This is a genomic window from Oliverpabstia sp. (assembly GCF_022785585.1).
Lineage (GTDB): Bacteria > Bacillota > Clostridia > Lachnospirales > Lachnospiraceae > Oliverpabstia > Oliverpabstia intestinalis.
The window spans coordinates 1-24,411 of sequence record NZ_JALFPR010000129.1; the positions used below are offsets into that span (position 1 = coordinate 1).

27 protein-coding genes and 1 tRNA gene are annotated in these 24,411 nt (G+C 47.0%); 15 read left to right on the forward strand and 13 right to left on the reverse strand.

Going from position 1 to position 24,411, the window contains the following annotated elements:
- Positions 1-170 precede the first annotated feature (170 nt).
- The 4 genes from MSA64_RS08995 to MSA64_RS09010 form a co-directional block, all read right to left on the reverse strand.
- Positions 171-500, reverse strand: a complete 330-nt coding sequence (locus MSA64_RS08995) for a hypothetical protein (RefSeq protein WP_154431473.1) — start codon at positions 498-500, stop codon at positions 171-173.
- Positions 501-515: 15 nt separating this feature from the next.
- Entirely contained in the window at positions 516-1,562 is a 1,047-nt protein-coding gene (locus MSA64_RS09000) for a type II secretion system F family protein (RefSeq protein WP_277663299.1), read from the reverse strand.
- Between the two features lie 15 nt (positions 1,563-1,577).
- A complete protein-coding gene (locus tag MSA64_RS09005; RefSeq protein WP_287891382.1) occupies positions 1,578-2,537 on the reverse strand; it encodes a transglutaminase-like domain-containing protein in 960 nt (319 codons plus the stop codon).
- Positions 2,538-2,674: 137 nt separating this feature from the next.
- A complete protein-coding gene (locus MSA64_RS09010; protein WP_287891383.1) occupies positions 2,675-4,531 on the reverse strand; it encodes a DUF885 domain-containing protein in 1,857 nt (618 codons plus the stop codon).
- A 92-nt stretch (positions 4,532-4,623) separates the two neighbouring features.
- Here MSA64_RS09010 and trxB point away from each other — a divergent pair, with 92 nt between their 5' ends.
- Complete coding sequence (trxB, locus tag MSA64_RS09015; RefSeq protein ID WP_287891384.1) at positions 4,624-5,547, forward strand: thioredoxin-disulfide reductase; 924 nt, start codon at positions 4,624-4,626, stop codon at positions 5,545-5,547.
- Between the two features lie 422 nt (positions 5,548-5,969).
- On the opposite strand, the gene MSA64_RS09020 is transcribed toward trxB, so the two are convergent.
- The 9 genes from MSA64_RS09020 to MSA64_RS09060 all read right to left on the reverse strand — a co-directional run bounded on the left by MSA64_RS09020 (position 5,970) and on the right by MSA64_RS09060 (position 14,671).
- Positions 5,970-6,593, reverse strand: a complete 624-nt coding sequence (locus tag MSA64_RS09020) for a V-type ATP synthase subunit D (protein ID WP_154431469.1) — start codon at positions 6,591-6,593, stop codon at positions 5,970-5,972.
- Between the two features lie 13 nt (positions 6,594-6,606).
- Positions 6,607-8,034 carry a V-type ATP synthase subunit B gene (locus MSA64_RS09025; protein WP_287891386.1) on the reverse strand — a complete coding sequence of 476 codons (1,428 nt, stop codon included), beginning with the start codon at positions 8,032-8,034 and terminating at the stop codon, positions 6,607-6,609.
- Positions 8,035-8,047: 13 nt separating this feature from the next.
- Positions 8,048-9,814 carry a V-type ATP synthase subunit A gene (locus tag MSA64_RS09030; RefSeq protein ID WP_106491211.1) on the reverse strand — a complete coding sequence of 589 codons (1,767 nt, stop codon included), beginning with the start codon at positions 9,812-9,814 and terminating at the stop codon, positions 8,048-8,050.
- Positions 9,807-10,403, reverse strand: a complete 597-nt coding sequence (locus MSA64_RS09035; RefSeq protein WP_277663295.1) for a V-type ATP synthase subunit E — start codon at positions 10,401-10,403, stop codon at positions 9,807-9,809. The genes MSA64_RS09030 and MSA64_RS09035 overlap by 8 nt, the downstream gene beginning before the upstream one ends.
- A 160-nt stretch (positions 10,404-10,563) precedes the next feature.
- On the reverse strand, positions 10,564-10,872 hold the full coding sequence (locus tag MSA64_RS09040) for a V-type ATP synthase subunit F (RefSeq protein ID WP_022171513.1): 309 nt from the start codon (positions 10,870-10,872) through the stop codon (positions 10,564-10,566).
- Positions 10,873-10,895: 23 nt separating this feature from the next.
- Entirely contained in the window at positions 10,896-11,330 is a 435-nt protein-coding gene (locus MSA64_RS09045) for an ATP synthase subunit C (RefSeq protein ID WP_022171512.1), read from the reverse strand.
- Between the two features lie 16 nt (positions 11,331-11,346).
- Positions 11,347-13,287, reverse strand: coding sequence for a V-type ATP synthase subunit I (locus tag MSA64_RS09050; protein ID WP_154431465.1), 1,941 nt, complete (start codon positions 13,285-13,287; stop codon positions 11,347-11,349).
- A 26-nt stretch (positions 13,288-13,313) separates the two neighbouring features.
- Positions 13,314-14,354, reverse strand: a complete 1,041-nt coding sequence (locus MSA64_RS09055) for a V0D/AC39 family V-type ATPase subunit (RefSeq protein WP_154431464.1) — start codon at positions 14,352-14,354, stop codon at positions 13,314-13,316.
- Between the two features lie 5 nt (positions 14,355-14,359).
- On the reverse strand, positions 14,360-14,671 hold the full coding sequence (locus MSA64_RS09060; protein ID WP_154431463.1) for a hypothetical protein: 312 nt from the start codon (positions 14,669-14,671) through the stop codon (positions 14,360-14,362).
- Positions 14,672-14,888: 217 nt separating this feature from the next.
- On the opposite strand from MSA64_RS09060, the gene trmB reads away from it, so the two are divergent.
- The 14 genes from trmB (at position 14,889) to MSA64_RS09130 (ending at position 24,380) form a co-directional block, all read left to right on the forward strand.
- Positions 14,889-15,533 (forward strand): tRNA (guanosine(46)-N7)-methyltransferase TrmB, encoded by a 645-nt coding sequence (gene trmB / locus MSA64_RS09065; RefSeq protein ID WP_287891390.1) that lies wholly within the window; start codon positions 14,889-14,891, stop codon positions 15,531-15,533.
- A 103-nt stretch (positions 15,534-15,636) separates the two neighbouring features.
- On the forward strand, positions 15,637-15,795 hold the full coding sequence (locus MSA64_RS09070; RefSeq protein WP_022171507.1) for a hypothetical protein: 159 nt from the start codon (positions 15,637-15,639) through the stop codon (positions 15,793-15,795).
- Between the two features lie 58 nt (positions 15,796-15,853).
- Positions 15,854-15,926, forward strand: a tRNA-Lys gene (locus MSA64_RS09075).
- Between the two features lie 125 nt (positions 15,927-16,051).
- The gene (locus MSA64_RS09080; RefSeq protein WP_022171506.1) at positions 16,052-16,780 is read left to right on the forward strand and encodes a TrmH family RNA methyltransferase; all 729 of its coding nucleotides are present in this window, start codon (positions 16,052-16,054) and stop codon (positions 16,778-16,780) included.
- Positions 16,781-17,156: 376 nt separating this feature from the next.
- Positions 17,157-17,825, forward strand: coding sequence for a F0F1 ATP synthase subunit A (locus tag MSA64_RS09085; RefSeq protein WP_106491207.1), 669 nt, complete (start codon positions 17,157-17,159; stop codon positions 17,823-17,825).
- A 33-nt stretch (positions 17,826-17,858) separates the two neighbouring features.
- The gene (gene atpE, locus MSA64_RS09090) at positions 17,859-18,077 is read left to right on the forward strand and encodes an ATP synthase F0 subunit C (RefSeq protein WP_022171504.1); all 219 of its coding nucleotides are present in this window, start codon (positions 17,859-17,861) and stop codon (positions 18,075-18,077) included.
- A gap of 49 nt (positions 18,078-18,126) precedes the next feature.
- A complete protein-coding gene (gene atpF, locus MSA64_RS09095) occupies positions 18,127-18,624 on the forward strand; it encodes a F0F1 ATP synthase subunit B (protein WP_117525846.1) in 498 nt (165 codons plus the stop codon).
- The gene (gene atpH, locus MSA64_RS09100) at positions 18,608-19,111 is read left to right on the forward strand and encodes an ATP synthase F1 subunit delta (RefSeq protein ID WP_022171502.1); all 504 of its coding nucleotides are present in this window, start codon (positions 18,608-18,610) and stop codon (positions 19,109-19,111) included. Before atpF ends, atpH begins: the two co-directional genes overlap by 17 nt.
- Before the next feature lie 5 nt (positions 19,112-19,116).
- The gene (atpA, locus tag MSA64_RS09105; RefSeq protein ID WP_106491206.1) at positions 19,117-20,625 is read left to right on the forward strand and encodes a F0F1 ATP synthase subunit alpha; all 1,509 of its coding nucleotides are present in this window, start codon (positions 19,117-19,119) and stop codon (positions 20,623-20,625) included.
- A gap of 1 nt (position 20,626) precedes the next feature.
- A complete protein-coding gene (gene atpG / locus MSA64_RS09110; protein WP_154431461.1) occupies positions 20,627-21,538 on the forward strand; it encodes an ATP synthase F1 subunit gamma in 912 nt (303 codons plus the stop codon).
- A gap of 45 nt (positions 21,539-21,583) precedes the next feature.
- The gene (atpD, locus tag MSA64_RS09115; RefSeq protein ID WP_022398704.1) at positions 21,584-22,975 is read left to right on the forward strand and encodes a F0F1 ATP synthase subunit beta; all 1,392 of its coding nucleotides are present in this window, start codon (positions 21,584-21,586) and stop codon (positions 22,973-22,975) included.
- Positions 22,976-22,992: 17 nt separating this feature from the next.
- Positions 22,993-23,406, forward strand: coding sequence for an ATP synthase F1 subunit epsilon (gene atpC, locus MSA64_RS09120; RefSeq protein WP_022171498.1), 414 nt, complete (start codon positions 22,993-22,995; stop codon positions 23,404-23,406).
- A 233-nt stretch (positions 23,407-23,639) separates the two neighbouring features.
- A complete protein-coding gene (locus MSA64_RS09125; RefSeq protein ID WP_154431460.1) occupies positions 23,640-23,840 on the forward strand; it encodes a hypothetical protein in 201 nt (66 codons plus the stop codon).
- Positions 23,841-24,086: 246 nt separating this feature from the next.
- A complete protein-coding gene (locus tag MSA64_RS09130) occupies positions 24,087-24,380 on the forward strand; it encodes a LytTR family DNA-binding domain-containing protein (RefSeq protein ID WP_268878795.1) in 294 nt (97 codons plus the stop codon).
- Positions 24,381-24,411: the final 31 nt, after the last annotated feature.

Consider the following 24,411-nt stretch of genomic DNA (forward strand, 5'->3'; position numbering starts at 1 on the left):
GAAAGGGCAGTGCCGGAGGTATAATTTCTCTGAGAGTCATCTGCTGTGGACTGGTAGATCCGCGCTGCCAGCAGGATCACAGTAAGAGCCGAGATTGTAAAAACAAAAAATACTGTGACCGGAAACAGAAAATCAATGGCATGGCGCTTCTGGGATAATAATTTCATCGTTTATCGTCCCCTTTCTATGATCGTAACTTCCGGATAAATATTGGAGCCCTGGGTCCGGTAGTCCACAAAAAAGAGAGAATCGTCATAGATCAACCCGTAGTCTTTTTTGATAGCTTCCAGGCTTTCCGGATAGCGACCGGTTGTTGCATAACAGTAGGTGATATCCCGGTTCAGGGCCTGGGTGAGACTTTCCTTTTGTCTGCGGACCGTATTCTCTGAGAGAGAAGAAGTTCCAAGTGTAAACAACAGGATCAGAAAAAGAAAAAGCAACAGAGAAACCCACAGCTTTTTTCCGGGTATCCTCTGCGGGGAGGTTTGAAATCGATACATAAGCAGTTCCTCCTGTTAAATACCGGACATAATGCCCATCAGAGGAAGCATGACCGATAACAGAATGATACCGACGATCAGAGAAAGTCCGATGATCAGGGAAGGCTCCAGAACCGCCAGTGTGTTGCAGATCCGGGTATCGATTTCTTCCTGATACATATCTGACACCTGTTTCATGACCTGATCCATAGAACCTGTTTTTTGCCCGATCGATGCCAGGCGGGCGTAAGTACCGGTGAGGATTCCGGAGGAAAACAAAGCATGAGAAAGATCTTCGCCCTCATTCACCTGTTTTTGGCAAGCCTCCAGCTTTATCTGAAAATCAGGATCCTGATTCAACATGGCGGCAAGTTCCAGGCCGCGCTCCGGAGTCAGTCCGCTTCGAAGTGCCAGATTCATCACATCGGCAAACCGGCAGCCCGCCTGTTGCTGTGCCATAGACGAAAAGAACCGAAAATGTTTCGCGAATCTCGCAAGTACAGCCTTTCCTTTTTCCGTGCGGCTTCCGAAGAATAACGCAGCGGCGATGACGGCAAGAAGAATTACCAAAACGACAGAATAACGGCTGATAGCGTTACCGATATGCATCAGTGCACCGGAAAATCCGGTCATCTCGGTACCGAGCTGAACAAATACCTGGTTAAAGATCGGCATGACTTTTACGAGAAGTACCAGAATGACGACAAGCATCATACCGATCATGATCATCGGGTAAGTCACAGCGTTGCGGATGCTTTTTGCGATGCTGTCTTCCCGTTCATAGTGTTCGCTTAGTGCGGACATTACCTCATCCAGTGTGCCGGTTTCCTCACCGATTTGTACCATATGGACGAGATAAGAAGGAAATAAACCGGTTTCTTTCAGGGAAAGAGAAAAATCTGCGGTTTCCTGCAGGATATCCAGGATTTGCTGAAGAATATCTTTTTCCCGGTCGGATGTGGAATCTTCCAGCATGATGGTGATCCCTTCCAGTGGTGAGATACCGGAGTGAAGGATCATGGCCATCTGAGAACAGAAACCGGAAAGCTCCGGGTTGAAAAATGGCTGTTGTTTTTTATTCATAAAAACCTCCCTGTATCAGTAGGAATATTTTACTGTGTAGTTGCTGCCGTCGCCGATGTACTTTTTTACCGAAGAGGCACTGTTGCTGGCGGCCAGGGTGGGATCCATCAGGGACCAGTCCTTTCCGTCAAATTCTATGATGTTATCCACCCAGCCGACCTCGTGCAGATATACACTGATCCAGGCGTGATAGGCTTCTCCCGAATATCCCACTTCCAGTTTTGTGGGGATATGCTGGGAACGAAGCAGTGCTGTCATAAGGGAGGCATAGTCAAAACATATACCTGTCCCAGACTCCATTGTGGCATCGGGATCCGGAATATAGCCGGATGCCACTGTTTCTGCTTTCTGTGTGTCGTAAGTAATATTTTCTATTACATAGTGGTAAACCTGCTGTACATAGTCCAGATCGTCTGCAGAGTCATCAGACAGTGCCTGCCCCTTTTTGACTGCTTTGGAGTCTTTGGTAAACCAGACATACTGGTTGGGATAAAGATATGGCTGAAATTCATCTTTCAGGGTAACATTAAGGCTCTGAGAAAAGATCAGTGCATATTTATCATCAGTGACATTTTCGTAGAGGTCTGCCTGATAAGTGCCGTTGCTTCCGGATAATGGAAAAGTCTCATAACTTCCGTAGGAATCCGGGTTCAGTGTATAAGTGTATACCGTGCCATCCGGAGTGGTGATCTGTAACTTTACTTTGGAAACTTTGCCGTTGTAACAAAGCATAAGATAGCCGTTTTCAGTGTGGGAGGCATCCAGAGATGTGGTTTTGTCTCCGTATACAACAGTCTGACTGGCTTGCGGTGTACAGACATCAGTGTAAGTTTCACGGGAAGTTGTCTTTGTGTCACTTTTTGTTTCATCAGCAGTCTGTTTTCCGGGTGAGGAGCCGGAAGAACAGCCGGAGAGAGGAAAAAGAGTCAGCAAAAAAAGAAGCAGCAGATAAAGGGTACGCTGTTTTGTTATCATTTGTATCGCCTGTAAACTCCTTTCCTCTGTTATGTACTCCCGGAGTCTTTCTGCACTTTTTTAGAAATCAGATACAGAAAAATTCCGGGAGGATATGATGACTGGTTTTAGTATAGCATTTTTTGGGGGAGAATGCATCAGGTTTTATATTGAGTGAGTATCCATTGTTTCAGAATCGGGAACTGGCAGGGACCGGCAGAGAGTATCTTTTGATGAAAACTGTGAAGATGAAAGGTGTCACCGGCAAGTTCACGGACTTCCTGTTGCAGATCAAGAAACTGCAGATAGCCAAGGTAATATTTCAGGTAATTGGCGGGATCTTCCACGATCACCTGGTAGATCTCTTTCTGAATGGTGTTGTCTGTAATCCCCAGCTGCGACAGGAAGGTGGCGCAGCGTTCCTGATTCCAGCCGTTATAGTGGATTACGGTATCGAGAAGAGACATCATACAAAGATTCAGAGAGCGGTTAAGCCAGGCAAGCTGTCCGTCGGTGGAATCGGGCTGATAATAAGTATAGGCAAAGGATTCTGCATAAGTTGCCCATCCTTCCACGTAACCACCCATGGCCGGAAGGTATCGGACGGGATCCGGGGCGGAAGAAGCGAATGTGATTGTCTGATAAAGATGACCCGGAAATCCTTCGTGCGCCAGAGTGGTATATAGTTCCAGACCACTCATATTTGCGTGTCGGTTAATGTAAATGTCATTGGGACTTAAAGTGTCTATGGGTGGTGTCAGATAAAATGCCGGACTCAGATGTTCCTCCAGATCCGGATGCACATATTTGACTTCGTAGGAGGTGGAAGGAACAGCCGGAAAATCGGTCTGTATCTGTTTTTGCAGATCTTCCAGAATCTGTTCGGGAGAAGTTTCGGCGGCAGAGGGTGTAGAAGTAAAGGAAAGCCCGGAAGCAGCATCGATCAGCCCGGCAGAAAATGAGAATATCCCGGAGAGTGTCCCGGTTTGCGCTTTGGATATCGGAAGAAATACATCCTTTGCGAAGGTCGGTGTGGCAGTGCTGCTTCCCATAAGTTTTGTGGCAAGGGAGAGATCGGTCTGAAACTGGTGAATCAGGCGGGACTGGATCTCAGGTACGGTGTCGTAGATACCGCAGCTGCTTTTGATCAGGTATTCGTAGTAGACTTTACCACCGGCGAACTGACAGAGTCCTCCGGGATTCTTCCCGCTTCCTTTCAGCAGATACAGACCATCGATCAGAGACTGATAGGCAGGAAGTACCTGACCGGTGAGAATCTGGTTGTGCAGTTTCTGATAGGCGGCTTTTTTTTGCTCAGAGATACCGGAAAGAGACTGGATCTTTTCGGAAAAGACGGAGGCCAGGTAATTATCGTCCGGGTCTTTGATAAATGTGCTGCATTGACTGATGATGCGGTCTGCAGTGGCATCACTCATGAAAGTACCGTTTTGTGCTTTCAGTTTTTCAAAAGAAAGGATGCTTTCGAGATAGCTGTCCACAGACGTAAGAAGCTTCAGGTAATTCCGGACATCGTCTTCTTTTCGAAAAGTGTATTCTGCGAGAAGAATGGGGAGTTGAGCCTGGGTCCCGAGGGAGGGACTTAGGGCTTCATCCAGAAGATATTGTCTGGCAGGAAGAAGCTGTGTTTCGTAGTAAAGAGAGAGAATCTGCTGAGTCAGCCGGTTATCGGGACTGAGATCTCTGGCGGGAAAGGCATTTATCATGGTTCGTCTGTTTTCAAGGAGAATCTTCTGACCGGAGAGCTGTGTGGGATCGAAGGTTCCGAGAGAGAGGGAATAATCTTTGATGCCGGAGGATTCAGGGTAGGCAAGTGTGTAGTGAAGGTTAAGCGGATTGCCGGATATGTCGGTGGTAAAGATGGTGTTGGTACAGGCGCGGAAGCGGCGGTTGATGAAGTAGGAGTAGGTAAGCGTGCGCACCACAAGAAAGGTCAGAAAACAGATCAGAAACAGAAGGGGGATGAAGAATTTTTTGGAAAGTTTCGGATTATGCATAGGACTCCATGAGGGCGGGAATTACTATCAGTGTATGGGAATCAATGCCAAAATATGTTATAGTTGTTTCAGACAGAAAGGAGACGAAGTGTATGTGTGAGAATGTGTATGATATGATTATTGTAGGTTCCGGACCGGCGGGGCTGACGGCGGGGATTTATGGGAAACGTGCCGGGTTGAAGGTGGTTATCCTGGAGAGTGGTTTTATTCAGGGCGGTCAGATCGTGAATACGTATGAGGTGGATAATTATCCGGGGATGCCGGGAATCAGTGGACTGGAACTGGCAGAAAAGCTGAAGGAGCATGTGACCGGGCTTGGCGTAGAGATTGCGAGAGGGAAGGTGAAAGGAATTTCACTGGACGGAGAGTGGAAGATCGTGCACACAAAGAAGGCAGATTATCGTGGTAAGGCGGTTATTCTGGCGGCGGGTGCAGTTCACCGGAAGCTGGAAGTTCCCGGTGAGGAAGAACTGGCAGGGATGGGAGTCTCTTACTGTGCAACCTGTGACGGGGCGTTCTTTAAAGATAAGACAGTGGCTGTTGTCGGCGGCGGGGATGTGGCTGTGGAAGATGCAATTTTCCTGGCGAGAGGCTGTAAACAGGTGTATCTGATTCACCGAAGGGATCAGCTGCGGGCGGCACAGGTGTTACAGGATGCGTTGAAAGATTTCCACAATATTACCTGTATCTGGGATACCACGGTGGAAAAAATTGGCGGAGAGCAGCAGGTGCAGTGGATAACTCTGAAACAGACAAAGACCGCAGAAGAGTATCAGCTGGATGTGGATGGTGTCTTTATTGCAGTGGGAACCGTACCGGATACCGGGTTTGTAAAGGAACTGGTAGATTTGGATGAGCATGGATATATCAAAGCCGGCGAGGATGGAAGAACCGGTGTGTCGGGTATCTACGCAGCGGGAGATATCAGAACCAAGGAACTGCGCCAGATTATTACAGCAGCTGCAGACGGGGCAAACTGTGTGAATTCTGCGCAGCAGGATCTGTATAAAAGATAACAGAAGCGGAAATGAATATGGAAATCACCATGAGTATGTCCTATGTGAAAATACTGCTGAGAAACCTGTGAAAACAGCGATAAAAAGGGGCTTTTGTTAAAAAGTACTAAGTTGTGTCTGAAATTCACACAATTAAGGTGGATAGTGAAAAAGTTATACTCCGGTTATCCACATAGGAAAATACTGGAAATGCCGTAAAATCAAGTTATACACAAAGTTATCCACTTTATCCACATTTTTTCATGTGGACAACCGTGATTTACATAACGAAAAAGGAAACAAATGTTTTGTGAATAAGTGATAAATCGATGTTTCGACAAAAAGAGTGTGGAAAAACTATTGACTTTTTTATAGTCAAATAGTAAAAAAAAATACAGTGAATTTTCAAACAATTTGCGGGAATTAAAAAAAGAAGCCAGGGTTCAGCCCCCGGCTCCTTTCATTCTCTTGATCACTTTCAGTCTCGTAAATTCCTCTCTCTCCTTCTCCTCCAGCGCATTACTGATATCCTTCGTCAGCTGCTTGTAATGAGGAATCGTGATATTCTTCAGCGCGTTTGCCCGCTTCTGTGTCTTCTTGATATTCGCTGCCAGCCGGTACGCTGCATTTTCCACCATGGAAAGTCGGATCGTCAGTTCCTTCACCTTTTCAAACGCCTGCTTAGCCGCATCCAGAGACTCCTTCGTACTGTAAAACGCATACGTCGGGGCATCCCCGGAAGGTTCCGATTCCACCAACGGAATCTCCGCACCCATGATGCTTCTGGTCTTGATACGGATCGAATCCTCAATGGGAACTGTATAAGAAATCGTCTGTACGGTATTAATACCGATTTCCATATTTGCCCTCTGCAACGCCGCATACGCCTCACGGAAGGTCACATCGATCTGCGACTGGATACCCTTCGCCTCATCAATCAGGTTCATCATTTCACGGATCAGAATATTTCGCTTCTTATCCATCAGGTCAAATCCCTGGAGAGAAAGAGCCAGAGAATTCTTGGCAAGGATCAGATTTCCCTTGGTAGGGAAGGTATTTGGATCCATAAAAACCCCCCTTTTATTCCATCATAGACTTCGCGTCAGCGACAGCCTGTTCCACAAGATCAATGTCGGTCGGCTGATAATATTGATTCAGCACCTTCGTATCGATACGGTCAAGTTCCTCTTTCGGAAGCAGACCGAGCAGTTTCCAGCCGATATCCAGCGTTTCTGTGATCATACGGTTTTCCATCGGTCCCTGACCGACAAATTCATGTTCAAAAGCATTTCCGAAAATCAGATATTTCTTATCCAACGGAGAGAGTTCATCTTCACCGATAACGGAAGCAAGTGCTCTGGCATCTCCTACTTTTGCGTAGCAGGAAAACAGCTGGTTTGCCACATCCTGATGGTCTTCTCTGGTATATCCCTTACCGATACCATCCTTCATCAGACGGGACAGAGACGGCAGTACGTTGATCGGTGGATAGATCGCCTGTCCGTGAAGCTGTCGGTCCAGAACGATCTGACCTTCGGTGATATACCCGGTCAGGTCAGGAATCGGGTGGGTGATATCGTCGTTTGGCATGGTCAGGATCGGAATCTGCGTAACCGATCCGGTGCCGCCATGTACGATACCGGCACGCTCATAAAGGGTGGCCAGTTCACTGTAGAGGTAACCCGGATAACCTTTACGGGAAGGAATCTCACCCTTGGAGGAAGATACCTCTCGCATCGCCTCACAGAAAGAAGTGATATCGGTGAGGATGACCAGAATATGCATACCTTTTTCAAAAGCCAGATATTCGGCGGCGGTCAGTGCCACTTTCGGAGTGATCAGTCGCTCAACGACCGGATCATTTGCCAGGTTCAGATACATGACTACGTGGTCAGAAACACCGCTTTCCTCGAAGGTACGGCGGAAGAACTCAGCCACGTCATATTTGACACCCATCGCCGCAAAAACGATGGCGAATTTTTCATCGGTATTGTCACCAAGAGAAGCCTGCTGTACGATCTGTGCGGCAAGCTGGTCATGGGGAAGACCGTTTCCGGAGAAAATCGGAAGCTTCTGTCCGCGGATCAGGGTTGTCAGACCGTCGATGGCGGAGATGCCGGTGCGGATATAGTTACGCGGATATTCACGGGTGACCGGATTTAATGGCAGACCGTTGATATTTGCTTTGGTGTCTGCCACGATCGGTCCCAGACCGTCGATCGGGTTGCCGATACCGTCGAAGGTACGTCCCAGGATCTTCTCGGAAAGACCGATTTCCATGGGATGCCCGGTCAGACGGGTGTGGGTGTTGTCGAGAGACATATTGTCGGATCCCTCAAAAACCTGGATCACAGCTTTGTCCTCATAGACCTCCACGATTCGTCCCAGTTTCTTTTCTTTTCCATCGATGGTAAATTCTACGATTTCCTCATATGCTGCATTTTTTACTCCCTCCAGAACTACCAGAGGACCGTTGATTTCACTTAAGCCAAGATATTCAATTGCCATATTTCCATCCTCCTTATCCGTTCTTTTCCAGTACTTTATCGTAGAAGATATCAACAGCTTTTTTATAATCGTCAAACATTTCCGGTTTGTCGTTTGGCACATCGTATTTGATGGCGATGATCTTTTCGAAAATATTGTCCTCTTTCAGGACAGACATAGGCATACCCATGGTTACCAGGGCTTTTGCTTTTTTATACAGATATAAAATGATTTCCATCATCTTATACTGTTTTTCCAGCGGGACACAGGTGTCATCTGCGTGGAATGCGTTCTGCTGTAAGAATCCCAGACGGATCACACGGGCGATCTCGAGGATCAGTTTCTGGTCATCCGGAAGAACGTCACTGCCGATCAGTTTTACGATTTCCATCAGGCTGCTTTCCGTATTAAGAAGAGCCATGATCTGGTTTCTGAGATCGATAAAGTTTTTATTTACATGGGTCTGGTACCATGGTGCCAGATCGTTCAGATATTCGCTGTAACTGGTCAGCCAGTGGATCGCCGGGAAATGTCGTGCATAAGCCAGCGACTTGTCCAGTCCCCAGAAGCAGCGGACAAAACGTTTGGTATTCATCGTGACCGGTTCGGAGAAATCACCGCCCTGCGGGGATACAGCCCCGATGATCGATACGCTTCCTTCGGTTCCGTTAAGATTTTCCATCATGCCAGCTCTTTCATAGAAGGCAGACAGACGGGAAGCCAGATAAGCCGGGAAACCTTCCTCTGCCGGCATCTCTTCCAGACGGCCGGAGAGTTCACGGAGGGCTTCTGCCCAACGGGAGGTAGAGTCTGCCATAATAGCCACATCGTAACCCATATCACGGTAATATTCCGCCAGCGTCAGACCGGTGTAGATGGAAGCCTCACGGGCAGCCACCGGCATGTTGGAGGTATTCGCGATCAGGGCCGTACGATTCATCAGGGGATGACCGGTCTTCGGATCCACCAGTTCTCCGAATTCCTCCAGTACCTGAGTCATCTCGTTTCCACGTTCACCGCAGCCGATATAGATGATGATATCTGCATCGGACCACTTGGCGATCTGGTGCTGGGTCATGGTTTTTCCGGTACCGAAACCACCGGGAACAGCGGCGGTGCCGCCTTTTGCGATCGGGAACATGGTATCCAGGATACGCTGACCTGTGATCAGCGGCCTGGATGCCGGGAAACGTCTTTTGGTCGGACGGGGAACACGGATCGGCCATTTCTGGCACAGGGAGAGTTCCTTTGTGGTTCCGTCGGCAAGTTCCAGTGTGACGATCGGATCCACGATCGTGTAAGCACCATCAGGGGCTGCTTTGATAACAGTTCCCTCCACATCCGGAGGAACCATGGATCGATGAAGGATACTTGCGGTTTCCTGGGTTTCCGCGATGACGGTTCCTCCGGTTACATGATCGCCCTCGGATACGGTTACATGAACATTCCATTTTTTGGAGGTATCCAGAGAATCGACGCTGACACCACGGGTGATATATTTGCCGGAGCGGGCAGCAATCTCACTTAGCGGACGCTCGATACCGTCGAAAATGTTGTTCAGGATTCCAGGTCCCAGTGTTACGGAGATGGCATCACCGGTTCCCACAACTTCCGCGCCGGGTTTCAGACCGGTGGTCTCCTCGAAGACCTGTACAGTGGTGGCTTTCTTTGACAGGGAGATGACTTCCCCTACCAGATGCTCCTCACCCACATGTACCATCTCAGACATACGAAGACCAGTATTTCCCTTCAGGTAAATAACTGGTCCGTTGATTCCATAAATGATTCCTTTTTTATTCATCTGTCATACCTCCGGCAAAGACAAATTCTTCTTTTGCTTCCCTGAGTAAAGTAGCAAATGAGTTGTCTATCAATATATTTTTGGAGTGGATCACGGCGCGCATACCGCCCATGAAAGCTTCTCTGGATACTACCGGGGCAAAGCCAAAGCGTGCGGCAAGTTCCGGGATCCAGTTCTGGTCTGCGGGATCAAGATAAACCACAAGGGCATCTTCTCCGGCAAAGTCGCGGGCTTCCTGGATCCGCTGGGAGAGATATTCCAGATATTCCGGTGTGGAGCGAAACTGTGCAAGACGCTCCGCCACATCGTGAAACAGCTGCTGCTTGATCTCTTCGGTCTTATCGGAAAGAAGACGGCGGTATTCCAGCTGTCTGGCAGAGACGGTTTTGTTGATTTCGCGTTTGAGATTGTCGGTTTCCGCCTGAATATGAGACTGAATCTGCCGTTCTTTGGTCTCTTTATGTTCCTGGAAAATCTTATCCAGGGCTTCCTGATGCTGTGTCTGCACCTGCTGTGCCTCCTGCATGGCACTGTCGATGGAGGCTGTATAAAAATGCTGTAATTTTTCTTCGATAGTCAATGTATTCACCCTCTTTGATTTATAGTTTTAGGTAACTGTTCAGTACCTTCACAGTTACGGGCCAAAATGCATTTAAAATCACCTTCGGTGATGGCATTTTGGCTTGTATGTCTCGGGATTTTGGCATATTCATGCCAAAACACCTCGCGGTACAGTGGCTACTGAATAGTTACAGTTTTAGTCCAATGGCTTCGTTGACATAAGAGGTGATAAAATCCGGTTTCCGGCCGGTACCGTGACGGTCGGGGATCTCCACGATCAAAGGTACCTTGTGATGGAGTTTCACCTCATCCACAATTTCCGGGAATTCTCTGCCGAACTTTTCTGTAAGCAGAAGAATCCCGATTTCTTTATCAGCCAGAGCCGTTTCCAGAGCGGTGCGCAGTTCTTCTCTTTCGTGCACCACCACACCGTCCACCCCGGCGAGCCGCATGCCCGTCTGGGTGTCGATGTTGTCACTGATCAGATACATTTTCATAAAGCAAAACCTCTTTGTAAGGATTAAAGTTTACCTAAGATCATGAAGGAAATGATCAGACCATACAGAGCAATACCTTCTGCCATGGCTACGAAGATCATGGATTTACCGAACAGGGAACCGTCTTCGCTGATAGCACCCAGGGCTGCACTTGCAGAACTTGCTACGGCGATACCGGAACCGATACCGGACAGGCCGGTTACGAGAGCGGCACCGAGATAACCAAGACCGGTTGCAAGACCACTTCCGGCTGCGTCAGTAGCAGCCTGTACGTTCTGCGCACCGGCGAACATGGCGATGGTTCCTACAAGGAGTGTGCCAAAGAAGAAGAAACAGTTGACTGCCAGAGACTTTTTGTAACGTTTTTTGTTTCTCTCACCCAGAAGAAATGCGCCTCCCGGGATGATGATGCTGAGAATCAGTGCTGCGGCGGTAAGAATTTCGATAATAGTTGACATAATAATATCCTCCTGCTTATTTATTTTTGGATTTTTTTAAAAATGGCTGAAAAGCTCTTCCGTTTCCTTTATAGAAACGGCTGAACATCTCATAATATTCCAGACGGAGAACCTGGATAGCTACGATCAGGCCTTCCATCGCGGTAACGAAAATATTGCCGAGGATCACGACGATCCAGTTCGGGCTTCCGGCTTCTGCACCGGCAAGCATCAGTACGACTTCCATCATAGCGGCATGGCTGACGGCGAAAGCGCCGATACGGACGAAAGAAAGGGTGTTGGACAGATAACTTAACATGACTTCGAAGAGTTCAAAAAAGCTCTGTACAAAATACATGCCCTTACTTCCTTCGATGACGGGACTTTCTTTTTTCACCATTCTTGCCAGAGGCTCCTTCAGCATAATGATCACTAACGGAATACCGAACATCACGCCGAGAACCGCACCCGCGGGAAGGGTGTGACCTGTCATAAACAGGAAGATCACAGCAACCAGGGAACCGTAGAACACCAGTCCTGCCATAGCATTCTGGTCAAACCAGATGCCTTCTACATCTTTCATGCGAACGGCATTAATAATATGAAAGATCATTGTAATCAGGATCAGGAACATACCGAAAGCGATTGCAACGACAAATACCGTATTTAACGTACCAAGGAACGGCAGATTGGACATCGCCTCCACTGGACGCAGCCAGAGCGCGGGGATCACATCTTCAAAACCGAAGATGCTGCCGAACATCAGACCGAAGAAAGTGGAGAAAATACCTGCAGTGCCGATAATGGCCGCCAGATCCATCTTCTTAAACTTATATAGAAGAAATCCGCCGATCACCAGGCAGGCTCCCTGACCGGCATCACCGAACATCGCACCGAAGATAAACATATAGGTCAGTGCCACGAAGATCGTAGGATCCATCTCGTGATAGGACGGCAGACCGTACATTTTCACAAACATTTCAAAGGGACGGAAGATCTTCGGATTCTTTAACTTGGTCGGCGGTTCGCCGTGTGCTGTGGAATACGGATCTGTCTCTACGAAACAGTAGAGATTCTGATCATCCGCGATTTCTTTCTGAAAAGCTGTGGCATCTGTGACAGACATCCAGCCGCACAGGATATAAAAGACTTCCCGGTTATCCTCTTTGGTGCAGGCGGCAAGCCGGCGGACATCAAAGTTGCGGGACTGACTTTCCAGTTTCCGTGTGGCTGCATAGAGCTTTTCACCCTGCTTTTGCAGCAGTTCGGCAATGGTATCCTGCAGTTTTGCCAGCTCTTTTTCTGTCTGTTGCAACTGTCCGGCTAACTGTGCCTGTACCTGAGACGGAATGCCGTAAAGCTTTTCGGGAACATCCAGCTGTTCAAAATGCATGGATGCGTAGACTGCATCGATCCGGTCAGTCACTTTGGTCGGGCAGAAATAAAAGCCCCAGATATACCGGTCATTTTTCTGGCAGGGGTAAAAGAGCGTCTCTTCACTGCCATACACATACGTTTCAAATTTGTTGTAATATTCCCTGCTGATACGACCAAAGCGGCAGGTCATATAGCGGAACTGCAGAAAACGGGAAATATCAAAGTCAAGTGAGAGGAAGGGTTCCAGCTGTGTCAGGAGTTCTTCCAGTTCTTTTTTCTGATCTTCCAGTTCTTTTTTCTGTTCGTTGATTCGGGTCAGCTGTTGATCGAAGGATTCGATCAATGCGACCGCTTCATCCAGTGTCATGGTGAGATTCTTCTGGATGTTTCCGGAGTCCAAAAGCTTTTCATATTCCAGTGCTTTTGCCAGAAGTCCTTTGTAGGGATTGATCTGCAGATAAGGAGTCAGTGTTTTTAACGTCTGCAGCTGTGCAAGAGCATTTTCCAGATGGATCTCGTATCGGGAAAGATACTGATCCACCACCCGGTCAATATCGGCTTTTGGTCCGGTGATGCTTACAAATTGCATTTTTTCAATCATAGTTACATCCCCCGGTGTTTTTTTGCTTACGATTTCGAGATATAGCGCATGGTGTCTTCCGGCGGGATACTGTAACGAATACATTCGAGTACCGTTGTCAGCCGGTCGATCTCATGTTCTTTGTGATAGAGGTAGCAGTAGATCGTGGATACCGAATAAGGATCCGCTTTGCTTTCTCCGGAAAGGACATGTTTCATGATGCTGCTGTACATCTCTTCAAGCGTATGTGAGTTCAGTTTTTCGTAACGTCGTCCATAGTAGGTCCGGTCAAGAAGCGATTCGAAAGCTGTCATCGTCTCAGCTTCTACCAGAGCGGCGATATCTTTCTTATGCAGCTTGTAATTCACAGGAATCAGCAGTGCATAGACATCGGCAGCGGTCATATGGTAATACTGTTTGGAACGGTAGATCCACTGAAGATTCAGCAGATCAAATTTGTTCCCGTAGGCTTTGGTGATCTCTTCCAGGTTCTTTTTGGAGAGAATCTTGTCTTTTGTCTTCCATATGGCAGAAAAATAAGAAAGATCCAGTGCCATCTCGTAGTCAAAAAGCGTTGGTGTTTCCAGACCGGACAGCGCTGTCAGCGGCTGGTGATAACTGGTTCCCCGCAGATGACTGACAAATTCTTCAATGGACCGGGACGCGGTCAGCAGGTTGATATCCAGCTGTGAGTGCTTATCGAAGAATGGTTTGAATAAAGAAAGATCCAGATTTACATCTCTGTGGTCAAAGATCTTATTCAGACATTCTTTCATGATGGACACTTCGTATCGTCCGAAATAAAGATTGAGGAATTTGCGCTGCTCCATGTTGGAAAATTGATAAATCTTGGTAAAATCGCGATAAATCGAATTCACCAGAAGCTGTTCAATCTTTCCACGGTGCAGAGCCTCTTCTGAGAGAGAGTCCAGGATCGCTTCATAAGCGGGCTGCTGTTTCAGATAGGCAACTGCCTGGGGAACGCTTTTGAGTTCTGCCAGTTCCCGGTACTGATCGTCAGTCAGCAGTCTGCTCTGCATGGCTCGGATCTTCGTGGTCAGACCACTGTAAGATAATAATGATCCCATATACTTCACATCCTGATTATTTTGTGGTAAATCTTGTCACATAATGCATCTTTATGTTCCTTATAATAAGCATCCATGTGCTTAAGGGAACGTTCGGTGGAGGTTTTCAGGTGTTCCAGTTCCCGATCCGCCTGTTCCTGCAAAGTGCGTTTGGCAGCTTCCAGTGCTCTGGCAGCCTGAGCATCCGTATCGTTATCATAAGTAGAGGTACGTTCCTCGGCCGCGTTGTCCTGACGTCGGGTTTCTTCGACAGCAGATTCCATAATACGGGAAGCGGCTGTCTCGATTTCAGACAATTTGTCGATTACAGATTCCATTTTTCCCTACTCCTTTGTTTAAAATTTATCATTATCATACACCTATTCAATCAAAAAGTAAATCAGAACTGTCTATATGTATACAAATTATTGGAAATGTATAACAAATTTATTCATATTCATAATGAAAAATAGTCCTTTCCAAGTATGCCTCTTTTATAGTAGAATAAAGCGCGACATAGCTGTTTTACACAAGAAAATACCTGGAGGGAAATATATGAGGTTAAGGAATATACGCGGCTCTAAAGAGACGATTGCAGCCAGCGATTATGTGGTACAGGAACCGGAGACACACAAGGGAACATGGGGGCAGCTTTTTGGCAATGAGCAGCCGGTACAGATTGAAGTGGGAATGGGAAAGGGACGTTTTATCATGGATATGGCGCGCCTGCATCCGGACCGTAATTTTGTGGGGATCGAGATGTATGACAGTGTACTGCTCCGTGCGGTGCAGAAGAGAGAACAGCTCGAAGAAGATCTGCCAAACCTGTATTTTATCCGTATGGATGCACGAAATCTGCCGGATGTCTTTGAGAAAGGAGAAGTGGATAAGATCTATTTGAATTTTTCGGATCCATGGCCGAAGGAGCGTCATGCAAAACGCCGTCTGACTTCCTGCCAGTTTTTGGAGCGTTACGACAAGATCCTGGCACCGGAGGGAACGGTAGAGTTCAAGACCGATAACCGCCCACTGTTTGAGTTCTCACTGGAAGAAGTGAAAGAAGCAGGATGGTTTCTGGACGCTTCGACTTTTGATCTTCATCATGATGCAAAGCTGATGGAAGGAAATGTAATGACCGAATACGAAGAAAAATTCTCCCGGGCGGGAAACCCGATCCATAAAATGATCATTCACCGATAAGAAGAGAAAATGATCCGGCGCAGCGGAATAACCCGCTGTGGACCGGATTCTTTCTCCTTCATATCATATTATAACAACAGAACTTTGAAGGATCCGTGAGAAGATGGGAAAAAAATGCTGTTGCCGCAACCGCTTCTACGACTGGAGCTACAACAACCCCAGGATCGACCGCAAACTGACTGATCTGCACAAACGTCTGTCAGAACTGGACGATATCCTGTGTGCGAGAAAGAAAAGTGAAAAAAAACGAAAAAAATTGTAAAAAAAGACTTGCATTTTTCTATACGGATGATATAATAGTTCTTGCGTTACAGATACAAGCGCCTTTAGCTCAGCTGGTAGAGCAGTAGACTCTTAATCTATTTGTCCAGGGTTCGAATCCCTGAAGGCGCACTTAAAGCACTGTTTTCGATGACATGGAGCATCGGGGACGGTGCTTTTTTAATGTCTGATACGAAAATTCAAAATCTATAGGTCGAAAAAGACCTTCTGAATAAACAAAGAAAAGGAGAAAACTTATGAACCGAGATGTACCGTTAAAAAAATACGCAAAAAAAATGAACCACTCCTACACCTTCGGCGCTTTCCCGACGATCGAACTGCTGAAAAATCAGCCGGAACATGTGCTGAAAGTCCTGCTTCACCCGGATATGAACAGTGAGACTCAACTGGAGATCATCACTGACCTGTGTAACCGGCACAATATACCGATCGAACGGGCCGCAAAAGTGGTTGAAAAGCTCAGAGACAAAGAGAACATCTTCGCTGTCGGTGTGTTTGAAAAATACACGAACCAGCTGGATCCAACAGCGGATCATATTGTTCTTGTCAACCCGAGTGATATGGGGAATATGGGAACGATCATCCGGACAAGCATCGGTTTTGGTATCGAAAATCTTGCGATCATAGAGCCGGGTGTGGATGTATTTAACCCGAAAGTAGTACGGGCCTCGATGGGATCTTTGTTTCAGTTGAATTTCTGTTATTTCCCAAGCTTCGAAGCCTACAAAGAACAGGCGGGTAACAGAAGCCTTTATCCGTTTATGCTAAAGGGAGCTGTGCCGCTGCAGGAGCTTCAGAGAGACACCACTGAGACCTACTCCCTGATCTTCGGAAATGAAGCCACCGGACTGCCGGACAGTTTTGCGGATGAAGGCCAAAGTGTGGTGATCCGTCATACCGATCATATCGATTCGTTAAACCTGGCCCTGGCTACCGGCATCGGTATCTACGAATTCACAAAATGATAAAAATAACTAAAAAAGATATAAAAAATATCTAAAAAAGACAGGTTTCGAGCCGGGAAATTTTAAGAAAACCTGGAAAAATGAAAAATAGCATAAAAAATACACAGGATTTTGTGAATAATAAAACGACTAATGGTCAGTTTCGCTAAAATACGAGAAAAATTGACAAAAACAAACATGAAAAATAGGAATGTTGACAAATGAAAAATTCAGAAGTAAAATTTGTAAAACTTTGGATTTATGGAGAGGATATAAATTCAGAAGTTTTAAGTGACTATTCAGTAGGTAATATCCCACGAGGGTACTGAACAGTTACGTTTTGCTTATTAAAAGTTAAGGAAAGGGAGGGAGAGAAACGGATTTAGCAAGTAAATTACTGGAAGAGCTGAACTGTGACACTGCCTTTACGATCCCCCTGTTTGGAGGAATTGAAATCGCAGAGTCGGTGGTTGTAACCTGGATCATTATGGCTGCACTGGTAATAATTTCCATATTACTTACACGCAATCTCCAGGTGGAACCTGAAAACATCAGTAAACGCCAGCTGGCACTGGAAACAGTGATCGGTGTCATACAGGATTTCTTCAAAGATATTCTTGGAGAAAAAGGAAAAATGTATATTCCTTATCTGATGTCGGTAGCCATTTATATTGGCGTAGCCAATCTGATTGGTATTCTGGGATTTAAACCACCAACTAAAGACATGAATGTAACAGCAGCTCTGGCAATCATGAGCATTGTATTAATTGAATTTGCCGGAATCCATGCAAAAGGCGGAAAAAAGTGGCTGAAGAGTTTTGCAGAACCTACACCGGTGGTGTTGCCGATCAACATCCTGGAAATCTTCATCCGACCGGTATCCCTTTGTATGCGATTATTCGGTAACGTACTGGGTTCCTTCGTTGTCATGAAACTGATCGAAGCAGTAGCCCCTGTACTGGTGCCTGTACCGTTGACCTGTTATTTTGATATTTTCGACGGACTGATCCAGGCATATGTGTTTGTCTTTCTGACAGCACTGTTTATCAAAGAAGCTATTGAGTAAACTTAATTGGAAAAGAGAAAAGGAGAAAACATTATGTTAGTAGCAATCGGAGCAGCAGTAGCAGTATTAACAGGTATCGGAGCAGGACTGGGAATCGGTCTGGCAACAGGTAAAGCAGTAGATGCAATCGCAAGACAGCCGGAAGCAGAAAGCAAAATCAGCAAATCCCTTCTTCTTGGTTGTGCACTGGCAGAGGCAACCGCTATTTACGGTTTCGTTATCGGTCTGCTGATCATCTTCTTCCTTGGCTAATCACCATTACCGAAACATGAGAAAAACGAGAAAGGCAGGTGAGTAAAGGGTGTTACGGATAGACTTAAATCTGGTTTGGACCATTATCAACGTCATCATTCTCTACCTTTTACTGAAAAAGTTCCTGATCAAACCGGTAACTGCGATCATGGATAAGAGAGAGCAGATGGTGAAACAGGGTCTGGAAAGTGCCAGAGCCCAGGAGAGCCAGGCGAAGGAACTGAAGGTTAAATATGAAGAAGCCCTTGCATCTGCGAAGGAAGAATCTCTCCAGCTGGTTGAGAAAGCCAGAGGAAATGCCCAGGTGGAATATGACCGTATTCTGGGTGAAGCGGATGAACAGGCGAAAAAGATAAAAGAAGCGGCCAGAAAGGATGTGGAACTGGATCGGGAAAAAGCAATGAAAGAGATGCAGTCCGAAGTTGCAGGACTTGCTCTTACCGCAGTATCCCGTATCCTGCAGGAAGGTACTGATCCACAGAGTGACGGTGCGCTGTATGAACAATTTTTGAAAAAAGCAGGTGAGGCCAATGACACAGACCGCTGATCGTTATGGAAAAGTGCTTTATGATCTGAGAGTTCCCGCAGAAGATGTGGAACAGATGAAAGCGGCTTTGTGTGCGGCGCCTCAGCTGGTGAAAATTCTCAATGATCCGACTCTTACCAAAGAGGTAAAGCATGAGATTATAGAAACAATATTCCCGAAGAGCTTACACAACTTTTTAAAGACAGTCAGTGACCGGCGAAGATGTGATCAGATCGATGACATGCTGGAAAGCTACAGGGCCTGTGTGAGAAAGGAAAAGGGAATTGTGGCCGCTACGCTGTACTGTGTCCATGAGCCGGATGAGAATCAGAAAGCTCAGATGGAACAGTTCGTCAGGAGAACCTATGGCGTCAATGGCGTGGAAATGACTGTTGAACAGCAGCCGGACCTGATCGGAGGATTTGTTCTTCGTGTGGGGGACCGGGAATTTGACTGGAGTCTGCGCGGCAGAGTCCGTCAGCTGCAACAACGATTGATCCGGAGGTGAAAGAAATGAGCACAATCAGCTCAGAAGAAATTATTTCCATTCTGAAAGAGAAAATCGAAAATTACGATGCCATGTGTCAGGAACAGGAAACCGGTAAGGTTATCAGTGTCGGTGACGGAATCGCAACGATCTATGGAATCGATCATGCGATGTACGGCGAGATCGTAACTTTTGAAAATGGCGAAAAAGGAATGGTTCAGGATATCCGTCAGGATACCATCGGATGTATCCTGTTCGGTAAAGATACAGGAATCAAAGAAGGTACCCGTGTGGTACGTACGAAAAAGAAAGCCGGAATCCCGGTCGGTGAAGGATTTGTCGGCAGAGTTATCAATGCGCTGGGTGAGCCGATCGACGGAAAGGGAGCTGTAGAAGAAGACGACTACTATCCGGTAGAAAGAGAAGCACCTGGTATTATTGAGAGAAAATCTGTCAGTGTTCCTATGGAGACCGGTATCTTGTCTATCGACTCCATGTTCCCGATCGGACGTGGACAGCGTGAGCTGATCATCGGTGACCGTCAGACCGGTAAGACAGCGATCGCAACCGATACCATCTTAAACCAGAAAGGCAAAGACGTAATCTGCGTCTACGTTGCCATCGGTCAGAAAGCATCTACGATTGCAAAACTGGTAAATACACTGACCAAACATGATGCTATGGATTACACCATCATCGTTTCTGCTACAGCCAGCGACTGTGCACCGTTACAGTACATTGCACCTTATTCGGGAACCGCTATGGCAGAATATTTTATGCACAAAGGAAAAGACGTACTGATCGTATACGATGATCTGTCCAAACATGCGGTTGCATACCGTGCCCTGTCCCTGTTGCTGGAGCGTTCTCCGGGACGTGAAGCTTATCCGGGTGACGTATTCTATCTGCATTCCAGACTGCTGGAACGTTCCAGCCGGCTGAGCGATGAAGAAGGCGGCGGATCTATCACAGCACTGCCGATCATCGAGACACAGGCGGGTGACCTGTCGGCCTATATCCCGACAAACGTTATTTCCATCACAGACGGTCAGATCTTCCTGGAAAGTGATCTGTTTTTCTCCGGTATGCGTCCGGCCGTAAACGTTGGTCTTTCCGTATCCCGTGTAGGTGGTGCGGCACAGACAAAAGCCATGAAGAAAGCAGCAGGAAGTATCCGTATCGACCTGGCCCAGTACCGTGAGATGGAAGTATTTACCCAGTTCAGTTCCGATCTGGATGAGACAACCAAAGCGCAGTTACAGTATGGAAAATGTCTGATGGAACTGTTAAAACAGCCATTATGTAATCCGCTTTCCATGCCACAGCAGGTTATTACTCTGGTAGCTGCAACACATAAAGTTCTGGTAGATGTGGAAGTAAGCAAACTGAAAGCATTCCAGATGGATATGCTGCAGTATTTTGCAGATATGCATAAAGAGATCATCGATGAACTGAATGATAAAAAAGTTCTCAGCGATGAACTGACAGAAAAGATCGTAGAAGTGGCAGAGGAATTCAAGAAGAGCAGGTGTTAATATGGCAAATGTAAAAGAGATACAGGACCGGATCAAGAGTATCCAGGACACCATGAAGATCACCAATGCGATGTACATGATCTCATCATCCAAGATGAAGAAAGCAAAGAAAGCGCTGTCAGATACAGAGCCCTATTTCTTTGAGATGCAGTCCGCGATCCGCCGTATCCTGCGTCATGTGCCGGATATTGAGCATGCTTTCTTCGATGAGAGACCGGAGATTCCGAAAAAAGACCGGAAGATCGGTCACATCATCGTAACAGCAGACAAAGGACTGGCAGGTGCTTATAACCATAACGTGATCAAGATGGCAGAAGAGCAGCTGCAGTGGGAAGGAAAACACAGTCTGTTTGTTCTTGGAGAACTGGGTCGGCAGTATTTTTCAAAGAAAACACTGCCGGACGTGTCTGTGGATATGGATTTCCACTTTACGGTTCAGAAGCCTTCCATGCACCGTGCCCGTATGATCGGGCTGCGTATGGTAGAGGAATATCTGGAAGGAAAACTGGATGAGATCCATGTGATCTACACCAACATGGAAAATGCTGTGACCAATGAGACACAGACTTTTCAGCTGCTTCCGTTAAAGAAAGCTTCGTTCCATACCGAACTGAAAATGGGAATTCCGTCGGATGTACATCATGAGGAGATCATGCTGGTACCGTCCGCAGATGAAGTGTTACATACCATCATTCCGAACTATGTAGTGGGAACGATATACGGCTGTCTGGTAGAATCCTACTGCAGCGAGCAGAACGCCCGTATGACAGCCATGGATGCCTCGAACCGGAATGCCAGCGAGATGCTGAAAGCCTTATCGATTCAGTATAACCGGGCAAGACAGGCAGCGATCACCCAGGAGATCACCGAGGTTATCGCAGGTGCGAAAGCACAGAAAAACAAACACAAATAGAGGCAAAAATATAGAGAAGAGATAAGAGAGGAGGAGCGAATCCATATGCAGACAGGAAAAATCGTACAGGTCATGGGACCTGTAGTAGACGTCCTTTTCGAAGGACAGACTCTCCCGTCCATCAAGGATGCTCTGGAAGTTGACAACGGTGGGAAAAAGTGTGTCATGGAAGTAGCACAGCACATCGGAAACAATATGGTTCGTTGTATTATGCTGAATTCCAGTGAAGGACTTCACCGTGATATGGAAGTAACAGCTACAGGCGCAGGTATTCAGGTGCCGGTAGGAGAAAAGACACTGGGTCGTCTGTTCAATGTACTGGGTGACACCATCGATGGTGGAGAAAGCCTGGAGAAAGAACAGCACTGGGTAATCCACAGAGATCCCCCGACCTTTGAGGAGCAGAGCCCGGTTGTAGAGATCCTGGAGACAGGTATCAAAGTAATCGATCTTCTGGCACCCTATGCCAAAGGTGGTAAGATCGGTCTGTTCGGTGGTGCCGGTGTAGGTAAAACCGTACTGATCCAGGAACTGATCCGTAACATCGCAACAGAACACGGTGGATATTCCATCTTCACCGGTGTAGGAGAACGTTCCCGTGAAGGTAATGACCTGTGGAGTGAGATGAAAGCATCCGGTGTACTGGAGAAAACTGCTCTGGTATTCGGACAGATGAACGAGCCACCGGGATCCCGTATGCGTGTAGCAGAGACGGGTCTGACCATGGCAGAATATTTCCGTGATGAAGAACATCAGAACGTGCTTCTGTTTATTGATAACATTTTCCGTTTTGTACAGGCAGGTTCCGAGGTATCCGCACTGCTTGGCCGTATGCCTTCCGCAGTAGGTTACCAGCCGACTCTGGCAAATGAAATGGGTGAACTGCAGGAGAGAATCGCTTCCACAAAGAACGGTTCCGTAACTTCCGTACAGGCTGTTTATGTGCCTGCCGATGACCTGACAGACCCGGCTCCGGCGACTACCTTTGCCCATCTGGATGCCACTACGGTACTTTCCCGTAAGATCGTAGAACAGGGTATCTATCCGGCAGTAGATCCGCTGGAATCTTCTTCCCGTATTCTGGAAGCGGATGTGGTAGGAGAAGAACACTACCGCGTAGCAAGAAAAGTGCAGGAGATTCTTCAGAAATACAAAGAACTGCAGGATATCATCGCGATCCTTGGTATGGAAGAACTGTCAGAAGACGATAAACTGACCGTATTCCGTGCAAGAAAGATCCAGCGTTTCCTGTCCCAGCCGTTCCACGTAGCAGAAACCTTTACCGGTGTTCCCGGAAAATACGTGCCGCTGGCTGAGACCATCCGCGGTTTCAAAGCAATCGTTGACGGTGAGATGGATGAATATCCGGAATGGGCATTCTTTAATGTAGGAACCATCGATGATGTTATCGAGAAAGCAAAGTCACAGGAGGCTTAAGATAAGGAGGTACCGGCATGAGTGGATTTTATATGCGAGTTCTTGCCAGTGACCATGTATTTTACCAGGGAAGGGTAGAAGCAGTGACTCTCCCGGGTGATGATGGTGAACGTACCGTACTGGCCCATCATGCAGACAGTATCATTTCCATCAGAGAGGGCGAACTTCGTTTCCGCGATGAGGAAGGAAACTGGCATGAGGCGATCGTAGGTCTGGGCTTTGCAGAGATGATCAATAACCGTCTGACCATTCTGGTAGACACCGCAGAACGCCCGGAAGACATCGACCGGAAGCGTGCGGAAGAAGCGAAAGCAAGAGCCGAGGAACAGCTTCGTCAGAAGCAGAGCATGCAGGAATACTACATGTCCAAAGCATCCCTCGCCCGTGCGATGACCAGACTGAGTGCGACGAACAAAAAGAATATTGTATAAACCAGAACCCGGCAGCTTGCGGACAGAAATGTTCGTAAGCTGCCGGGTTATTTTTTCCTGTCTTATTACAAATAGACTGTAAAAAATGTCATATTTCAAAGTTGATCCACAAAATCAGATATAATCAAAGAAATACTCCAGAGCGTGTCTGAAAAACGCTTTTCGTGAGCTGCGAGTCCCGGTTTGCGGAAATGATTTTTCAGGCACGCTCTAGCAACAGAGGCGAACAGTGGATGAAAAGAAATGTGCCATACATAAAAATAGCAGTCTGCACGCAGGATCCTCATATCGGGAATCAGATCCGGGAATATGCGGCAGGTTTTGAGATAAGAGGAAATGTTGAGATAGAAGTGGAAGTAATGAAAAACTGCTATCCACTGGCGAAAAAGATTCTGCGCCGGGAATACTATGATATCATTTGTCTTGGGAGATAACTGTGGGATATTGACAGCTATACCTTAGCTTCCAGCATCCGTACGACAGACAGGGAAACCATATTCTTCCTTCTGGGCTGGAACCGGCTGACACCGGACCAGACACAGAACATCGCACCGATATCGCAGCTTCATCTGCCATTACAGAAAGACGAATTCCGAAAAGAACTCTACCGCGCGCTCAGCCATCTGGGACTGGGGCATCGCTATCTTTCTTTTGCCGTACAGGAGGAGAAAGGACGTATTCTGTATCGTGATATCAAATATATTCGAAAAAGTGGCAGTTCCGTGGTCATTGATACCATGAAAAAATCATACAGGATCCCTGTTACAATGACAGATATGGAGCAGGAACTTACCGGGATCCAGGAGAGATTTATCAGAGTTCACAGAGATTATCTGGTCAACAGCCGCTACCTGTCCTGGTTCTGGAATCAGGAAGCCGGCCTGATGGACGGAACCCGCATACCGGTGAGCCGGATCTATAAGGAGCGAGTGGAACGGGTTGTGGGAGAGAAAAGGAAAAAGATTATGAGATAGAGAAAAAGAGAACAGGCAGCCCTGCCGGAAG

Excerpts from the sequence above, each read along its gene's own strand:
- MSA64_RS09125 (WP_154431460.1), top strand. The coding sequence starts at position 23,640 with ATGAAAAGAAATGTGCCATACATAAAAATAGCAGTCTGCACGCAGGAT.
- MSA64_RS09040 (WP_022171513.1), bottom strand. The coding sequence starts at position 10,872 with ATGAAAATGTATCTGATCAGTGACAACATCGACACCCAGACGGGCATG.
- atpA (WP_106491206.1), top strand. The coding sequence starts at position 19,117 with ATGAGCACAATCAGCTCAGAAGAAATTATTTCCATTCTGAAAGAGAAA.
- atpE (WP_022171504.1), top strand. The coding sequence starts at position 17,859 with ATGTTAGTAGCAATCGGAGCAGCAGTAGCAGTATTAACAGGTATCGGA.
- MSA64_RS09030 (WP_106491211.1), bottom strand. The coding sequence starts at position 9,814 with ATGAATAAAAAAGGAATCATTTATGGAATCAACGGACCAGTTATTTAC.
- MSA64_RS09070 (WP_022171507.1), top strand. The coding sequence starts at position 15,637 with ATGGGAAAAAAATGCTGTTGCCGCAACCGCTTCTACGACTGGAGCTAC.
- trxB (WP_287891384.1), top strand. The coding sequence starts at position 4,624 with ATGTGTGAGAATGTGTATGATATGATTATTGTAGGTTCCGGACCGGCG.
- MSA64_RS09060 (WP_154431463.1), bottom strand. The coding sequence starts at position 14,671 with ATGGAATCTGTAATCGACAAATTGTCTGAAATCGAGACAGCCGCTTCC.
- MSA64_RS09010 (WP_287891383.1), bottom strand. The coding sequence starts at position 4,531 with ATGCATAATCCGAAACTTTCCAAAAAATTCTTCATCCCCCTTCTGTTT.
- MSA64_RS09045 (WP_022171512.1), bottom strand. The coding sequence starts at position 11,330 with ATGTCAACTATTATCGAAATTCTTACCGCCGCAGCACTGATTCTCAGC.
- MSA64_RS09020 (WP_154431469.1), bottom strand. The coding sequence starts at position 6,593 with ATGGATCCAAATACCTTCCCTACCAAGGGAAATCTGATCCTTGCCAAG.
- MSA64_RS09005 (WP_287891382.1), bottom strand. The coding sequence starts at position 2,537 with ATGATAACAAAACAGCGTACCCTTTATCTGCTGCTTCTTTTTTTGCTG.
- atpC (WP_022171498.1), top strand. The coding sequence starts at position 22,993 with ATGAGTGGATTTTATATGCGAGTTCTTGCCAGTGACCATGTATTTTAC.
- MSA64_RS09000 (WP_277663299.1), bottom strand. The coding sequence starts at position 1,562 with ATGAATAAAAAACAACAGCCATTTTTCAACCCGGAGCTTTCCGGTTTC.
- MSA64_RS09080 (WP_022171506.1), top strand. The coding sequence starts at position 16,052 with ATGAACCGAGATGTACCGTTAAAAAAATACGCAAAAAAAATGAACCAC.
- MSA64_RS08995 (WP_154431473.1), bottom strand. The coding sequence starts at position 500 with ATGTATCGATTTCAAACCTCCCCGCAGAGGATACCCGGAAAAAAGCTG.
- atpD (WP_022398704.1), top strand. The coding sequence starts at position 21,584 with ATGCAGACAGGAAAAATCGTACAGGTCATGGGACCTGTAGTAGACGTC.
- MSA64_RS09025 (WP_287891386.1), bottom strand. The coding sequence starts at position 8,034 with ATGGCAATTGAATATCTTGGCTTAAGTGAAATCAACGGTCCTCTGGTA.
- MSA64_RS09050 (WP_154431465.1), bottom strand. The coding sequence starts at position 13,287 with ATGATTGAAAAAATGCAATTTGTAAGCATCACCGGACCAAAAGCCGAT.
- MSA64_RS09055 (WP_154431464.1), bottom strand. The coding sequence starts at position 14,354 with ATGGGATCATTATTATCTTACAGTGGTCTGACCACGAAGATCCGAGCC.
- trmB (WP_287891390.1), top strand. The coding sequence starts at position 14,889 with ATGAGGTTAAGGAATATACGCGGCTCTAAAGAGACGATTGCAGCCAGC.
- atpH (WP_022171502.1), top strand. The coding sequence starts at position 18,608 with ATGACACAGACCGCTGATCGTTATGGAAAAGTGCTTTATGATCTGAGA.
- atpG (WP_154431461.1), top strand. The coding sequence starts at position 20,627 with ATGGCAAATGTAAAAGAGATACAGGACCGGATCAAGAGTATCCAGGAC.